Origin of the sequence: Streptomyces sp. NPDC008086 (assembly GCF_042957325.1) — a bacterium.
GTDB lineage: Bacteria > Actinomycetota > Actinomycetes > Streptomycetales > Streptomycetaceae > Streptomyces.
In genome coordinates this window covers 138,326-152,373 of record NZ_JBIBIA010000001.1, presented here as the reverse complement: position 1 = coordinate 152,373, position 14,048 = coordinate 138,326, and the positions used below count along the sequence as shown (strand labels likewise).

At 71.2% G+C, this 14,048-nt stretch carries 12 protein-coding genes and 1 riboswitch; of the genes, 9 read left to right on the top strand and 3 right to left on the bottom strand.

Annotated features, from left to right (window positions below; translation table 11 throughout):
- Nucleotides 1-30 precede the first annotated feature (30 nt).
- Entirely contained in the window at nt 31-663 is a 633-nt protein-coding gene (locus tag ACFZBP_RS00705; RefSeq protein ID WP_391409153.1) for a helix-turn-helix domain-containing protein, read from the top strand.
- Nucleotides 660-779, top strand: coding sequence for a DUF6126 family protein (locus ACFZBP_RS00700; protein ID WP_048579905.1), 120 nt, complete (start codon nt 660-662; stop codon nt 777-779). Before ACFZBP_RS00705 ends, ACFZBP_RS00700 begins: the two co-directional genes overlap by 4 nt.
- A gap of 21 nt (nt 780-800) precedes the next feature.
- Here the strand turns inward: ACFZBP_RS00700 and ACFZBP_RS00695 are convergent, their stop codons facing one another.
- The gene (locus ACFZBP_RS00695) at nt 801-1,598 is read right to left on the bottom strand and encodes a tyrosine-protein phosphatase (protein ID WP_391409152.1); all 798 of its coding nucleotides are present in this window, start codon (nt 1,596-1,598) and stop codon (nt 801-803) included.
- A 180-nt stretch (nt 1,599-1,778) separates the two neighbouring features.
- Here ACFZBP_RS00695 and ACFZBP_RS00690 point away from each other — a divergent pair, with 180 nt between their 5' ends.
- The 4 genes from ACFZBP_RS00690 to ACFZBP_RS00675 all read left to right on the top strand — a co-directional run bounded on the left by ACFZBP_RS00690 (nt 1,779) and on the right by ACFZBP_RS00675 (nt 7,097).
- Nucleotides 1,779-3,848 carry an alpha-galactosidase gene (locus ACFZBP_RS00690; RefSeq protein ID WP_391409150.1) on the top strand — a complete coding sequence of 690 codons (2,070 nt, stop codon included), beginning with the start codon at nt 1,779-1,781 and terminating at the stop codon, nt 3,846-3,848.
- A gap of 299 nt (nt 3,849-4,147) precedes the next feature.
- A riboswitch (cyclic di-AMP (ydaO/yuaA leader) is annotated at nt 4,148-4,314 on the top strand.
- 4 nt (nt 4,315-4,318) lie between these two features.
- Nucleotides 4,319-5,248: a peptidoglycan DD-metalloendopeptidase family protein gene (locus tag ACFZBP_RS00685; protein ID WP_391409148.1), complete on the top strand. Its 930-nt coding sequence runs from the start codon at nt 4,319-4,321 to the stop codon at nt 5,246-5,248.
- A 201-nt stretch (nt 5,249-5,449) separates the two neighbouring features.
- The gene (locus ACFZBP_RS00680; RefSeq protein WP_391409147.1) at nt 5,450-6,166 is read left to right on the top strand and encodes a DUF6250 domain-containing protein; all 717 of its coding nucleotides are present in this window, start codon (nt 5,450-5,452) and stop codon (nt 6,164-6,166) included.
- 145 nt (nt 6,167-6,311) lie between these two features.
- On the top strand, nt 6,312-7,097 hold the full coding sequence (locus ACFZBP_RS00675) for an SGNH/GDSL hydrolase family protein (RefSeq protein ID WP_217208143.1): 786 nt from the start codon (nt 6,312-6,314) through the stop codon (nt 7,095-7,097).
- 97 nt (nt 7,098-7,194) lie between these two features.
- On the opposite strand, the gene ACFZBP_RS00670 is transcribed toward ACFZBP_RS00675, so the two are convergent.
- A complete protein-coding gene (locus ACFZBP_RS00670) occupies nt 7,195-7,815 on the bottom strand; it encodes a TetR family transcriptional regulator C-terminal domain-containing protein (RefSeq protein ID WP_391409146.1) in 621 nt (206 codons plus the stop codon).
- 69 nt (nt 7,816-7,884) lie between these two features.
- A complete protein-coding gene (locus tag ACFZBP_RS00665) occupies nt 7,885-9,063 on the bottom strand; it encodes a Glu/Leu/Phe/Val dehydrogenase dimerization domain-containing protein (RefSeq protein WP_391409145.1) in 1,179 nt (392 codons plus the stop codon).
- 182 nt (nt 9,064-9,245) lie between these two features.
- Here ACFZBP_RS00665 and ACFZBP_RS00660 point away from each other — a divergent pair, with 182 nt between their 5' ends.
- From ACFZBP_RS00660 to ACFZBP_RS00650, 3 genes are all read left to right on the top strand, one after another.
- Nucleotides 9,246-10,472 carry an MBL fold metallo-hydrolase gene (locus ACFZBP_RS00660; RefSeq protein WP_391409144.1) on the top strand — a complete coding sequence of 409 codons (1,227 nt, stop codon included), beginning with the start codon at nt 9,246-9,248 and terminating at the stop codon, nt 10,470-10,472.
- 617 nt (nt 10,473-11,089) lie between these two features.
- Nucleotides 11,090-13,519 carry an ATP-binding protein gene (locus tag ACFZBP_RS00655; protein WP_391409143.1) on the top strand — a complete coding sequence of 810 codons (2,430 nt, stop codon included), beginning with the start codon at nt 11,090-11,092 and terminating at the stop codon, nt 13,517-13,519.
- 92 nt (nt 13,520-13,611) lie between these two features.
- Nucleotides 13,612-14,046, top strand: a complete 435-nt coding sequence (locus ACFZBP_RS00650) for a roadblock/LC7 domain-containing protein (RefSeq protein ID WP_003996239.1) — start codon at nt 13,612-13,614, stop codon at nt 14,044-14,046.
- The last annotated feature ends 2 nt before the right edge of the window (nt 14,047-14,048 follow it).

The following is a 14,048-nucleotide window of genomic DNA, read 5'->3' as shown; positions in this document are numbered from 1 at the left end:
CAGAGGCAAGCCTCGGGCTGAATGGAGAGCATGAGCTCTCCCGAAAGCGAGCCGGAGGCCGATACGGCGGGGCCGGTCGACGCCCTGCCCGTCGTAGCGCCCCAGCTGCGCGCGCTGCGCCGCCGCGCCTCCCTCACCCTGGAGGCCGCCGCCCGCTCCGCCGGGCTGTCGCCCGCGCATCTCTCCCGTCTGGAGACCGGGCAGCGCCAGCCCTCGCTGCCGATGCTGCTCGCGCTCGCGCGTATCTACGGTACGACGGTCTCCGAGCTGCTCGGCGAGACGGTCGCCGAGCGGGATGCCGTGGTGCGCTCGGCCGACATGGAGCCGACCGCGGCCGGCGGCTGGACGTACTGGCAGGCGGGCGCGCCCGGGCGCGGGATGCAGGCCCTGCGGGTCCATGTGCCGTACGGCTCGCAGGGCGACATCGTGCGTGTACACCCGGGGGAGGAGTGGCTGTACGTCCTCGAAGGCAGGCTGCGACTGCGCCTCGGGGACACCACGCACCGGCTCGCGCCCGGCGACAGCGCGCACTTCGACTCGCTCACCCCGCACCGCATCGCCGCCCAGGACCCGGGCGGGGTCGAGCTCCTGTTCGTCCACACCCTGTTGCAGAGCCCCACGGCCGCGCTGTGCCTCGGCCCCACCCCTGGAGAGATGCCATGAGCAACCTGGAGGAGAAGTTCCCCCGCGCCCTGTGGGTGCGGCTCATCATCTACATCGCGGTGGGGCACGTCTTCGCGGCCTTCATCTACCTGCTGTTCGAGGTGGGCGCGAAGTAGGCACGGGCGGGTGTCCGGCCGTCAGTCGAGCAGGCGCTCCCGCAGCCGATCCCGGAGCTCCGGGGTGATCCCAAGACCCTGCTCCAGGTAGGCGTCGACGCCGCCCCAGGTCTCGTCGATCGTCTCGAAGGCCGCCGCCAGATACTCGGCCCGGGCGTCGAACAGCGGGCTGAGCAGCTCCATGATCTCGGGCGAGTAGGCCGACGCGTCGCTGCCGCTGCGGCGCACCTTGTAGCGGCGGTGCTTGGCGTTGGACTCCAGGTAGTCCGCGATGATCGCCTCGCGCTCGACGCCGAGGGCGAGCAGCGTGACCGCGATCGACAGGCCCGCGCGGTCCTTGCCGGCCGCGCAGTGCATCAGCGCGGGCACGCTGTCCTCCGCGAGCGCGTGCAGCACCTGGGAGTGCTCGGCGGTGCGCTCCTTGATGATCGTCCGGTAGGAGGCGATCATCCGGCCCGCGCCCTTGCCGTCCGACAGGATCTCCCGCAGCTGTTCGATGTCGCCGTCGCGGACCATCTTCCAGAACTCCGCGCCGTCCGCGGGGTCGGACAACGGCAGGTTCACATTGCGCACGCCGGGCAGCTCCACGTCGGCGCCTTCGAGCTTCTGGTCGGCCGCGTTGCGGAAGTCGAAGATCGTGTGCAGTCCGAGGGAGCCGAGGAAGGTCGCGTCGTCGTCGGTCGCGTGCGCGAGGTGGCCGCTGCGGAACAGGACCCCGTGCCGCACCCGCCGTCCGTCCACGGTCGGCAGTCCGCCCACATCACGGAAGTTGCGAACTCCGGCCAGCTCGGGCTCGGTCGACGGGATCTGCTGCGTCACGGGGGCTCCTCCCAGTCGGCCCCGACGGCGCGGCTCGGCGATGCGGCCGACGGGGTGCGCTCTCGACCATACGACATGACTTCCTGGGGCAATGAGTTGTCCACAGGCGTTGCCTCAGCAGCCCCCGGACCTTGATGATGTTGGTACTTGATCGCACCTGTTCGTCTCTGTGAGGGCTTGATGCTGGAGATCTCCGCCAACGGCCGTACGTGGCTCCTGACCGGGCCGACCAGCAGTTACGCCGTCCATCTCACCGACGCCGACGAGCTGCTGCACCTCCACTGGGGGCCGCGGATCGCGCTCGCCGACGCCGAGGCCCTCGCCGTACGGCCGCTGCCGGAGTACTGGCCCTTCGAGTCCCCGCTCGACGGGCGTGAGGAGTACCCGGTCGAGGGCGGCCCCCGCTTCGTACGGCCCGCCCTGTCCGTGCGCACCGACGAGCGGCGTGGCACCGAGTGGGGTTTCGAGCGGTACGAGACGGAGGGCGACGAGCTGCGGTTGCGGTTCTGTGACGACGGGCTGACCGTCACCCTGCACTACCGGATGCGCGGGGACGTCGTGGAGCGCTGGGTGACCCTCGACAACCAGGGGTCCGCCCTGGAGTTGCTGCGCGCCGACTCGGCCACCTGGACGCTGCCCGACCGCGAGGAGTGGCGGCTGTCGCAGCTGCACGGCCGTTGGGGCGCCGAGTCCCGGCTGGCGCGGGCTCCCCTCACCTACGGTGAGAAGGTCATCGGCAGCCGCCGCGGGCACACCGGGCACCAGCACCTGCCGTGGGTCGCCCTCGACTCGGACGCCACCGAGGAGCGCGGCGAGGTATACGGCTGTGCCCTCGGCTGGTCCGGGTCCTGGCGCATCGCCGTCGCGCAACTGCCCGACGCGCGCGTGCAGATCACCGGCGGGGCCGGACACGACGACTCGGGCCTGCTGCGGCTGGACCCGGGGGAGTCCTTCACCACGCCCGTCTTCGCCGGTCTGTGGAGCGACGGCGGCTTCGGCGGGGCGAGCCGCGCCTGGCACGCGTACCAGCGCGCGTACGTGATCCCGGACGCCGACCAGGACCGGCCGGTGCTGTTCAACTCCTGGGAGGCGACGGAGTTCGACATCTCCGAGGAGCAGCAGAGTCTGCTCGCGCGGCGGGCCGCGGCCATCGGCGTCGAACTGTTCGTCGTCGACGACGGCTGGTTCGGGACGCGCACCAGCGACCGCGCGGGCCTCGGGGACTGGACGCCCAACCCGGATCGCTTCCCGTCCGGTCTCAAGCCGCTCGCCGAGTACGTGCACGCGCTCGGCATGCAGTTCGGCATCTGGGTCGAACCGGAAATGGTCAATCCGGACAGCGAGTTGTATCGCGCCCATCCGGAGTGGGTTCAGTATCAAACAGGACGAAAGCGGACGGAGTTCCGCAATCAGCTCGTACTCAACCTCGCGCGCGAGGACGTCCAGGAGTACCTCTGGGAGCGGCTCGACGGGATCCTCTCCAGCGCCCCGATCGACTATGTGAAGTGGGACTTCAACCGCTGCTTCACCGACGCGGGGTGGCCCGGCGAGCCGTATCCGCAGCGCCTGTGGGTCGACCATGTGCGTGCCCTGTACGGCCTGCTGGACCGGTTGCGCGCGGCCCATCCCGGCGTCGCCTTCGAGTCCTGCTCGGGCGGTGGCGGGCGGATCGACCTCGGTGTGCTGAGCCGCACGGACCAGGTGTGGACCTCGGACAACACCGACCCCCTGGACCGGCTCGCCATCCAGCACGGCTTCAGCCAGCTCCACCCGGCCCGGGCCATGGCCGCCTGGGTCACCGACAGCCCGAACGCCATGCTCAACCACCGCGCCAGCTCCCTGCGCTTCCGGTTCGTGAGCGCCATGGCCGGGGTGCTCGGGGTCGGCGGCGACCTGACCCGGTGGACCGAGGAGGAACTCGCCGAGGCCCGGGAATGGGTGACCCTCTACAAGGAGATCCGGCATGTGGTGCAGCGCGGCGACCTGTACCGGCTGCGGGCTCCGCGGGGCGGGCTGAGCGCGGTTCAGTACACACTCGGGGACGAAACGGTCGTTTTCGCCTGGCTTCAGGCGCAGAGCTTCGGTGAGCCAGCCCCGGCGCTGCGCCTGCGCGCCCTCGACTCGACAGCGTTGTATGAATGCCTTGAAACGGGCGAAATTCACCGAGGTGCCGTACTGGTGCATCACGGACTTCGCGCCGGGTTGTGCGGCGACCTCGATGCGACGGTTATCCGACTGCGCCGCATCTAGGCTTTCTGTCCGAATTGGCGCCTTCGTTCCAACTCGCTCTGGAGTAAAGGAAGGTGGAGCAGCGTCACGTGAGGAGCGTCATATTCGTGACCGTGCGTCGCCCGTCATGTTCATGTAATTCACGTGCTTTTCAAGGGGTTTTGAGTCCGGCGATGCCCCGATAATTCACGCAGGGTGACGGGTAATTCCCACAAGGGATCAACGGGAACGCATTCGGACGGAACCCCTCACTTGTTCCCTTGCGTCTTCCTCGCTTACGTTCGCCACCAATCCGGACGGACGCCGAATCCTGCCGCCGACCGGATCCCGCGCTAACTCACCCGTGAACGGCAGGAGCGGGGGACCCACAGGCACAACCGCCTGTTCCGGTCTCCGGAACAGGCTTGGGGTCAAGTCGCGTCCCCACGCGACCGGGCATCTCCAGCCCGCACCCGACAGCTCACCTCGCAGGCGCCGGAGAGGAATTCGCCATGCCCGCGAAGGGTAAGCACCGCCGCCCGAAGTCCCTGCGCTTCACCCGCTCCATCGCCGTCGCCGGAACCGGTGGAGCCGCTCTCGCTCTCCCGCTCATCGGTGCCACCGGCGCCCACGCCGCTCCCTCGCAGTCCGTTTCGGAAAAGGCCGTTCAGTCTCTTCCGATCGCCGGCGAGAAGGCCGTAGAGAAGAAGGCCTCCGACAAGAAGGCGGGCTCGCGGACCTATTCGGTGAAGGTCGGCGATTACCTCTCGAAGATCGCCGACGAGCAGAACGTCAGCGGTGGCTGGAAGAAGCTCTACGCCGACAACCGCGAGGCCGTCGGCGACGACCCGTCGCTGATCCACCCCGGCCTGAAGCTCTCGCTCAGTGGCAAGAAGGCCACCGCGAGCGCCCCCGAGCCGTCGTCCTCCCCGTCGTCTTCCTCCCCCGAGTCGTCCGCCGACTCGACCGCCTCGAAGTCCTCCGCGGCGCAGAAGAGCACCACTCAGAGCGCCGAGAACGCCGCCACCTCCAGCGGCTTCTCCGCCCCCGTCTCCGGCGCCTCCGTCGGCACCGGCTACAAGGTGGCGGGCAGCATGTGGTCGAGCGGCTACCACACCGGCGTCGACTTCGTCGCCCCCACCGGCACCCCGCTGAAGGCGGTCGGCGCGGGCACCGTCGTCTCGGCCGGCTGGGGCGGCGCCTACGGCAACCAGGTCGTCATCCAGCTCGCCGACGGCTACTACGCCCAGTACGCCCACCTGTCCTCGCTCTCCGTCTCGAGCGGCCAGACCGTGACGGCGGGCCAGCAGATAGGCCTCTCCGGCGCGACCGGCAACGTGACCGGCCCGCACCTGCACTTCGAGATCCGCACCACGCCGGACTACGGCTCGGACCTCGACCCGGTCGCCTATCTCCGCTCGAAGGGCGTCGCCCTCGGCTGACGCGGCCCCCGCGCAAGACCACCTGCCTGACACGCGACCGAAGGCCGGACCCCGATCCCCGGGTCCGGCCTTCGGTGTGCGCGGGACGGGGTCTTGGGCGGGGGTGGGGTGTCGACAGTGCGGGGGTGATGGGGGAGAGTGATCTCCGATCGGTTGGAGCAAGCGCTTTCTACGTCATCGCCCCAGCGAAGGAGCACTTCCGTGACGACCACGCGCAGAGCATTCGGAGTCCTGGCCGCAGGTGCCGCCCTCGGGGCGCTCGCCCCCGCCGCCGCTGCGAGTGCCGCCCCGGCCCGCCGCCGGCTGATCGCCCACGACGACTTCTGCCACGGCCTCGGCCAGTGGGTGACCGAGTTGCAGGACGGCGGCACCGTCACCGCCGCACGCGGTGTGCTGGAGATCGACGTACCGAGCGGGGCGACGGTGTGGTTCAAGAAGCGGCTCGAAGGACCGTACGTCCTCGAGTACACGGCCACCGCCGTCTCGGCCGGCGGACCCAACGACCGTGTCTCCGACCTCAACAACTTCTGGAACGCCGTCGACGTCCGCTCCCCGGACGACCTCTTCGCCACCCCGCGTGGCGGCGCGCTGGAGGAGTACGACCACCTCAAGACGTACTACGCCGGCTACGGCGCCAACTACAACACCACGACACGACTGCGCCGGTACGTCGGTGAGGCCGGGGTCCGGCCGCTGGTCTTCGACTACACGGAGCCGCTGCTGGTGGCCAACCAGCCCAACCGAGTCCGGATCGTCTCCGACGGCTCGACCGTGAAGTGGTGGAACAACGGGCGGCTCGTCTTCGACCACACCGACCAGGAGCCGTACACCAGTGGGCACTTCGCCTTCCGGACCGTATGGAGCCACTTCCGGGTCAGCGACTTCCGGGTATGGCGGCTGCGCCCACAACACCCCTGATCGGAGGGATATTCCAAGTTTGGTGAACCCTTTAGGAGTGGCTTATCTCACCGCTCGTCAACCCTTGCCTACGGTCGCGTAGGTCACATTCGAAGGTGAATCATGTGCCGATGTGGCAGACGATTCGAAGAGTGACAGCAGATCAGTGATCGGGTCGTACGTCGCGGTGGGGGACAGCTTCACCGAGGGCGTCGGCGACCCGGGCCCCGACGGGGCGTTCGTCGGCTGGGCCGACCGGTTCGCGGTCCTGCTCGCGGACCGGCGCCCCGAGGGCGACTTCAACTACACGAACCTCGCCGTGCGCGGCAAACTGCTCGACCAGATCATCGAGGACCAGCTTCCGAAGGCCGTCGAACTGGCCCCGGACCTGGTCTCGTTCTGTGCGGGCGGCAACGACATCATCCGACCCGGAACCGACCCCGACGAAGTCGCCGAGCGCTTCGAGCGGGCCATCGCCCGGCTCACCGCCGTGGCCGGCACCGTCATGGTGACCACCGGCTTCGACACCCGTGGCGTACCCGTGCTGAAGCACCTGCGCGGCAAGATCGCCACCTACAACGGCCATGTGCGGGCCGTCGCCGACCGATACGGCTGCCCGGTGCTCGACCTGTGGTCCCTTAAGACGGTTCAGGACCGCCGGGCCTGGGACGACGACCGGCTCCACCTGTCTCCCGAGGGGCACACGCGCGTGGCGCTCCGCGCGGGTCAGGTGCTCGGCCTGGACATCCCGGCCGACCCGGACCAGCCCTGGCCGCCGCTGCCGCCCCGCGGCACCCTGGAGATCCGCCGGGACGACGTCCACTGGGCGCGTGAGTACCTGGTGCCGTGGATCGGGCGGCGCCTGCGCGGCGAGTCGTCGGGGGACCATGTGACCGCCAAGGGCGCGCTGTCCCCGGACGACATCAAGATGCGGATCGAATCGGTGGCTTGAAGCGCCGCTTCGCTTCGGTGTGGGCCGTGTCCTGTCCGGGGGCGGCCCACACGGCTGTCGTGGCCGCGGTGGACCGAACGCCCGGCGATCGGCGACCTCACCGCACCGACGCCGTCAACGCCTCCCGCTCCAGGCCCAGTTCCCGGGCCAGCGCCTCGTCCACCCACTCCTGGGCACGCGCGCGTGACACCGCGCCGCGGTACGACGTCAGCTGTACGGCGAGCCCGTCCAGGAGGGCGGTGAGCCGCAGGGCGGTGCCGTCGGGGTCCGCGCAGACGAACTCGCCCGCGGCCACGCCCTCCGCGATGACCTCGGCGATCGCGCCCTTCCACTGCCGGTCGAGGTCCCGTGTGACCTCCTGCAAGGCGGGCTCACGCAACGCCCCCGCCCAGCCCTCGATCCACAGCCGCCAGCCCTTGGCCTGACCGGTCGGCGCGTACCAGCGCACGGCGGTCCGCAGCCGTCGCAGCGCCGTCGTACGGCGGCCGAGGATCCCGCGCAGCCGGGTCAGGTCGCCCTCGGCCGCGTGGGTGAACGCGGCGGCGACCAGCTTCTCCTTCGTGGCGAAGTGATAGAGCACCAGCGCGTTGCTCACGCCGAGCGCCGAGGCCACGTCGGCGATCCGCACCGCCGCCACGCCCCGCGCCTCTATCTGCTCCACAGCGGCCCGCAGCAGCTCCTCGCGCCGCTCCGCCACGCTCAACCGCACTCTCGCCACCCGGTCACCCTAAAGCCTCGGCACGGGCCGTTCCCGGGCAGCGGCCGGGTCACGCGACCTCGACCGCCGTCACCGGTGCCGCCCGAACCGTTCGGCGATCACCGGCAACCGGTCCTCCGCGATGGCGTGCGCGGCCGCCCGGGGCGTCGTCCCGTCGGCCTCCGCGCGGGCCAGCGTGAGGTCGGTCAGGGCGCGCATCGAGCGCCGGGTGTGGGCGAACGCCTGCTCCGCGGAGGGGCCGATGTCGCCGAACAGCGTCCACCACCACCAGGCGTTCGTGGCCGAGTTGACCACGACGTCCGGCAGCACCGTGACGCCCCGCGCGGCCAGCGCCTCCTCCGCGTCCGGCCGTACCGGCATGTTGGCCGCCTCCGCGATCCAGCGGGCGGTGACGCGCCCCTGGTTCGCGGCGTCGATCGCATAGGAGACGGCCGCCGGGACCAGCACCTCGGCCTCGACCGACAGCCAGGCATCGCCCGGAAGTTCGCGGTCGCCTCGGCGCAGCGCCGCGCGGTCGACGGTGCCGTACGCGTCCCGCGCCGCCAGCAGGCTCTCGACGTCGAGGCCCGCCGGGTTGGCGATCGTGCCCTTGATGTCGGCGACGGCCACGACCGTGAGCCCCGCGCGCGTGAGGAAGCGCGCCGTGGCCCCGCCCATCGTCCCGAGGCCCTGCACCACGACGCGCGTCCGCCAGCACGGCACACCGGCCCGGTCCAGCGCCGTGAGCACCGACTCGGCCACCCCGCAGCCGCCGACCAGCTCGTCCAGTCCGATGCCGTCCACGTCGACCGCGAACGCCTCCGCGAGCCGCCGACGCGCGCCGGCCTCGTCGTCCAGCAGCGGATACACGGCCTGCACGGACGACACGAGCCCCGCCTCGGCCGCCGCCCGGTCGACCACGTCCTGGGTGAGCCCGAGGTCCTCGCCCGTCGTCCAGAAGCTCTCGATGTACGGCCGCATGGTCCGCAGATAGCGCACCAGGAGCCCGTACGCCTCCGGATCCCGGGGATCGCAGTCGATGCCACCCTTGGCGCCGCCCAGCGGGACGTACCGGGCCTCGGGGTCGTAGTGCAACGCTTCCTTCAGGCTCATGCCACGGGCGAGCCCGGTGACCTCGTCCACCGTGCATCCCGGCCGCATGCGCAGCCCACCGCTGGACACGCCGCGCACCAGCCGGTCGATGACCAGGAAGCCCTGGCGGCCGGTGACGTCGTCGGTCCACGTGAGCGACAGCAGGGGGGTGGTCATGGAGTCTCCGGGGGAGGGGGCGGGGGCCGTGTCCCGCGTTCTTACTGAACGGTGGGTCAGTATCGAAGGCGGGTGGGGACATGTCAACGCGCGGGGCCGTGCGGAATGGGTCAGGGGGTGTGCGGGGTTGTCGGAGGGGCCGCCCATAATGGAATTTCTCACCGACTCCACCTGGAGGTACCGTGGCCGGTTTCCGTTTCCCGAGCACCGGGCTGCGTGCCCTGCGGCCCGAGGCCTTCGGCGTGGACCCGAGCGGTGAGCGCATGGCGCGCATCCGCAGATCGCCGCACTTCCGGGACGGGGTCTTCCAGAACCCCGGGGGCGTCGCGCGCACCAGACCGTCCGGATCGATGCTGGAGTTCGCCAAGGTCTTCTTCGACCGGGACACCCGGCCCCGCCGCGCCCCGAAGTCCACCGTGCCGATCCACCCCACCACCTACGCCGACCTGGCGAAACCGTCCGCCGAAGGACTGCGCCTGACCTGGATGGGGCATTCGAGCGTCCTCGCGGAGATCGACGGGCACCGGGTGCTCTTCGACCCCGTCTGGGGCGATCGCTGCTCGCCGTTCCCCTTCGCCGGGCCCAAGCGGCTGCACCCCGTGCCGCTGCCCCTCGCCGCGCTCGGGCCGGTCGACGTCGTCGTCATCTCGCACGACCACTACGACCACCTCGATCTGCCCACGATCAAGGCGCTGGTCGGCACGGACACGCTGTTCGCCGTACCGCTCGGCGTCGGCGCCCACCTCGAACACTGGGGCGTCCCGGCCGACCGGCTGCGCGAGCTGGACTGGCACGAGTCGACGAAGATCGGCGGCCTCACCCTGACGGCCACCCCGGCCCGCCACTTCTGCGGCCGCGGCCTGCGCAACACACAGCACACCCTCTGGGCGTCCTGGGTCGTCGCCTCGGACGAGCACCGGATCTTCCACAGCGGCGACACCGGCTACTTCGAGGGCTTCAAGGACATCGGCGCCGAACACGGCCCGTTCGACGCCACGATGATCCAGCTCGGCGCCTACTCGGACTTCTGGCCCGACATCCACATGACGCCGGACGAGGGCGTCCAGGCCCACCTCGACCTCCAGGGCGGCGATCCGGCAGCGGGCGTCATGCTGCCCATCCACTGGGGCACCTTCAACCTGGCGACGCATCCCTGGGCCGAGCCCGCGGAGCGGACCATGTGGGCCACGCACAGGGCCGGGGTCACCATGGCGGCCCCCGTCTGCGGTGAGCCCTTCGAGCCGGCCTCGGTGCCGCCCGTGACGCCGTGGTGGCGTGCGGCGGCCGAGGAGCCCGCCGCGGGGTGGCCGACCTGGCCACCGGTCGCGCCGGGGCCGGACGCACCCGGCACACCCGACACGCCGGACACGGACACCCCGGAGAGGCCTGACAGCGTGGCGGTCGGGTAGCGACCGTGACTCCTGGCGGGCCCCGTCGATCGTGGATCGGCGGGGCCCGCTGTGGCGTGTGCGGCATGTGCCGGACTCGTCCGGGCGCCCAGTCGGGCGCCCGCTGTTCTTCCGGCGCCCTTCCGAGGCCGTTCGCGCGGGGCGCGTGGGAGCGCTGCGGCGCGCTCGCGGAGCCCTGTGCGCGGATACGGCCCGTGACGTGACCGGCGTCGGTGAACGAGGCGCGCCCAATGCTGAATCGTCCCGGCCGGGGCTGCCGCGGCGAGCAAATCAGGGGCCCGCGAGGCATACGGCGGCTGAAGCGCCCCGACGCTCCACTTTTCGTCGTGACCACTTCTGACCAGGTCCGATCGTTCTATTGCTCGTTATGGGCGAACGGCGGAGCGGGTTATCGGTCTGTCGTACGAGACCTCATACCAGAGCGGGACGCTGCCTGCGGGACTTTGTCAACTGCCCACCGCACTTGATGCGGAGGCGACTACTGTCAGTGTCCGTTGGGCGACACGGAGCCGAATTCGTCGGCTCCGTCGACCGACATCGCGATGGCGCATGCCCCGGGCCGCGCAGACCGCGCGCACTCCCAAGGCCCCGACCGACGGACCAGTACGAGGACCCTGATGTCTCAACTCCGCGCCCCGGCCGCACGCGCAGACCGCCGTGAGGGCGGGCGGCACGGGCGTCCGGCCGCCCGCACCGCCACCGCGCTGCCCGAGACCCATATACGGCCCCAACTGCTGCGCCTGGCGGTGCTGCCGCCCGTCGCGGTGACCCTCAGCGCCTGCGCGGCCGTGCTCTTCGTCGTGCGCTCCACCGGAGCACGGCCGAGCCTGACCCTGTGGGCCGTGCTGGCCGGCGCGGTCTCGGTGACCGTGGCGGGCATCCTGATCGCCGCGGTCGCCGCCAACCGCACCGCCCGATCCGTGAGCGACCGCATCGGCGCACTGCGCCGCAACAGCGCACGCGGCGAGGCCGACCTACGCACCCTCGTGGAGGCACTGCGCCGGGGCGACGGCCCGCCGAAGCGCAAGCCGCGCAGCGGTCCGCCGGACGGCGCCGACGACTTCGAACTGCTCGCCTCCGACCTGGCCCGCGCCCACGACGGCGCCGTCAACGCGGTGGTCCAGGCCGCACAGCTCTCCAGCCAGGCGGGCAGCGAACAGAAGCTCGAGGTCTTCGTCAACCTCGCCCGCCGCCTCCAGTCCCTCGTCCACCGCGAGATCTCCATCCTCGACGAGCTGGAGAACGAGATCGAGGACCCCGACCTGCTCAAGGGCCTCTTCCACGTCGACCACCTCGCCACCCGCATCCGCCGCCACGCCGAGAACCTCGCCGTGCTCGGCGGCGCCGTCTCCCGCCGCCAGTGGAGCAACCCGGTCTCCATGACCGAGGTGCTGCGCTCGGCCATCGCGGAGGTCGAACAGTACTCGCGGGTCAAGCTCGTACCGCCCATCGACGGCACCCTGCGCGGACACGCCGTCGCCGACGTCATCCACCTGCTGGCCGAACTGGTCGAGAACGCCACGGTGTTCTCCGCTCCGCACACCCAAGTCCTGCTCCGGGCCAACCTCGTGACCTCGGGGCTCGCCGTCGAGGTCGAGGACCGCGGTCTCGGCATGCCCGTCGGTGAGCAGAACCGCATGAACGCCCTGCTCACCGACCCCGACCAGGTCAACGTCGCCAGCCTGCTGGCGGACGGACGCATCGGCCTGTTCGTCGTCTCCCAGCTCGCCAAGCGCCACGGCATCCATGTGCGGCTCCAGACCAACATCTACGGCGGCGTCCAAGCCGTACTCGTCGTGCCGCAGGGGTTGTTGGGGGCGGATCCGGAGGGGCGGCGTGGCGGTGCGCCGCGGGCGCAGGATCCGGCGGGAGCGGCCGGCCGTGCCGGTACCGGTGCGGGCGCGGGTCCGGGTGCCGGCGGGGCCGTACCGTCGCGCTCCACGCCGCAGGCGCGTCCGCAGCAGCATCGGCAGCCCACGTCGGCCGCATCCGCGGTTCCCGCCGCATCCGCCGTTCCTGCCGCACGCGCCGCACCCTCGGCATCGGCCGCGTCGGAGGGTGGGCAGCGGGGGGCGGCAGATACGTCGGCGGGGTCGCCACGTCGGCAACAGCCGCAGCCGCAGCAGCAGTCCGGTGGCTGGAGCCCGGCCTCCGGGGCTCAGGGCAACGGGCCCGCACCTCTGCCCGTGCGCGGCGCTCGTGAGGAGCGGGCCAACCCGGCGGAGGCCGTGCCCGGCATCAGGCCTGACGAACGTCGGGTCGTCGCGGAGAACACCGTCGCGCCGCCGACCCCGCGCACCGGAACCGTCCGCGGCACCATGGGCAAGCCCCAGCTGCCCCGGCGCCGGGCCCAGGAACACATCGTGCCCCAGCTGCGGAGCGCACCCCTGCCACGTCAGGAGACCGACGAGCCGGCTGGGCACGACCCGGGGCTGATGGCCGCGTTCCAGCGGGGGATCGGTCTCGCCGAGACGCAGCAGCACATGGAGTCCGCGCAAGGGGAGTCGGCCCACATGGAGCCGACCCGTATGGAGCCGGCGACCCACATGGATTCGGCGCACATGGATGCCGGACATGTGGAGGTTGGGCATGTCGAGAGCGGACATATGGAAGCCGGAGGTATGGAAGTCGGCCGTACGGATGCCGAGCACATGGGCGGCGGGCACATGGACGCGAGGCACCTGGGCGCAGGCCATGTGGGCACCTCCTACACGGTGTCGGGCCACATGGTCTCGGGACACACGGCGTTCGACCACACAGCGCCCGACCACCTGAGCGCGAGCCACCTGGACGGAGCGCACCTGGACGCAGCCCACATGGACTCGGCACACACCGTCGGCACCCAGGGCACCACGTCCGCCTACACCCCCTCGCCGCGCCAGCCCACCGAACCGGACCCGACCCGCCTGGAGTTCATGCGCCCGGCGTCCATCCACCTGGAGCCGACGGGCCTCGACGCGGGGCGGGGCATCACCGAGACCCACCCCGGGCCCACGCCCGGCTCCGACCACACCCCCTGGCACGACGGGAGCGCACCGGCCGGATGACCACGACCGCGACCAGCTCGACGTCCGCCTGGCAGTCCACCCCCACCCCCAGCGCTCCCGCTGACCTTCGTACCTCAAGGAGTCGATCCATCATGGCGAGCGAAGCGCCGACCGCTCATGTCTCCGATCTCGACTGGCTGATGAGCGGCCTCGTGCAGCGTGTCCCGCACACCACCAGTGCGGTGCTCCTCTCCTGCGACGGGCTTGTGAAGTCGGTTCACGGCCTCGACCCGGACAGTGCCGACCACATGGCCGCCCTGGCCTCCGGCCTGTACTCCCTGGGCCGCAGCGCCGGGGTCCGGTTCGGCGACGGCGGCGACGTGCGCCAGGTCGTCGTCGAACTCGACTCGACCCTGCTCTTCGTCACGACCGCCGGTTCCGGCACGTGTCTCGCGGTGCTGGCCGGCCGCGAGGCCGACGCCGCGGTGCTGGGCTACGAGATGGCGATGCTGGTCAAGAGCGTCCGTCCGTACCTGGTCACCGCGCCCCGGCAGCACTCCGTCGAACCCTCGGCGATGAGGCCTTGAAC

Bases quoted from the DNA above. Each gene is read 5' to 3' on its own strand.
- ACFZBP_RS00665 (WP_391409145.1), bottom strand. From the start codon at position 9,063: ATGACCACCCCCCTGCTGTCGCTCACGTGGACCGACGACGTCACCGGC.
- ACFZBP_RS00705 (WP_391409153.1), top strand. From the start codon at position 31: ATGAGCTCTCCCGAAAGCGAGCCGGAGGCCGATACGGCGGGGCCGGTC.
- ACFZBP_RS00690 (WP_391409150.1), top strand. From the start codon at position 1,779: ATGCTGGAGATCTCCGCCAACGGCCGTACGTGGCTCCTGACCGGGCCG.
- ACFZBP_RS00655 (WP_391409143.1), top strand. From the start codon at position 11,090: ATGTCTCAACTCCGCGCCCCGGCCGCACGCGCAGACCGCCGTGAGGGC.
- ACFZBP_RS00650 (WP_003996239.1), top strand. From the start codon at position 13,612: ATGGCGAGCGAAGCGCCGACCGCTCATGTCTCCGATCTCGACTGGCTG.
- ACFZBP_RS00700 (WP_048579905.1), top strand. From the start codon at position 660: ATGAGCAACCTGGAGGAGAAGTTCCCCCGCGCCCTGTGGGTGCGGCTC.
- ACFZBP_RS00685 (WP_391409148.1), top strand. From the start codon at position 4,319: ATGCCCGCGAAGGGTAAGCACCGCCGCCCGAAGTCCCTGCGCTTCACC.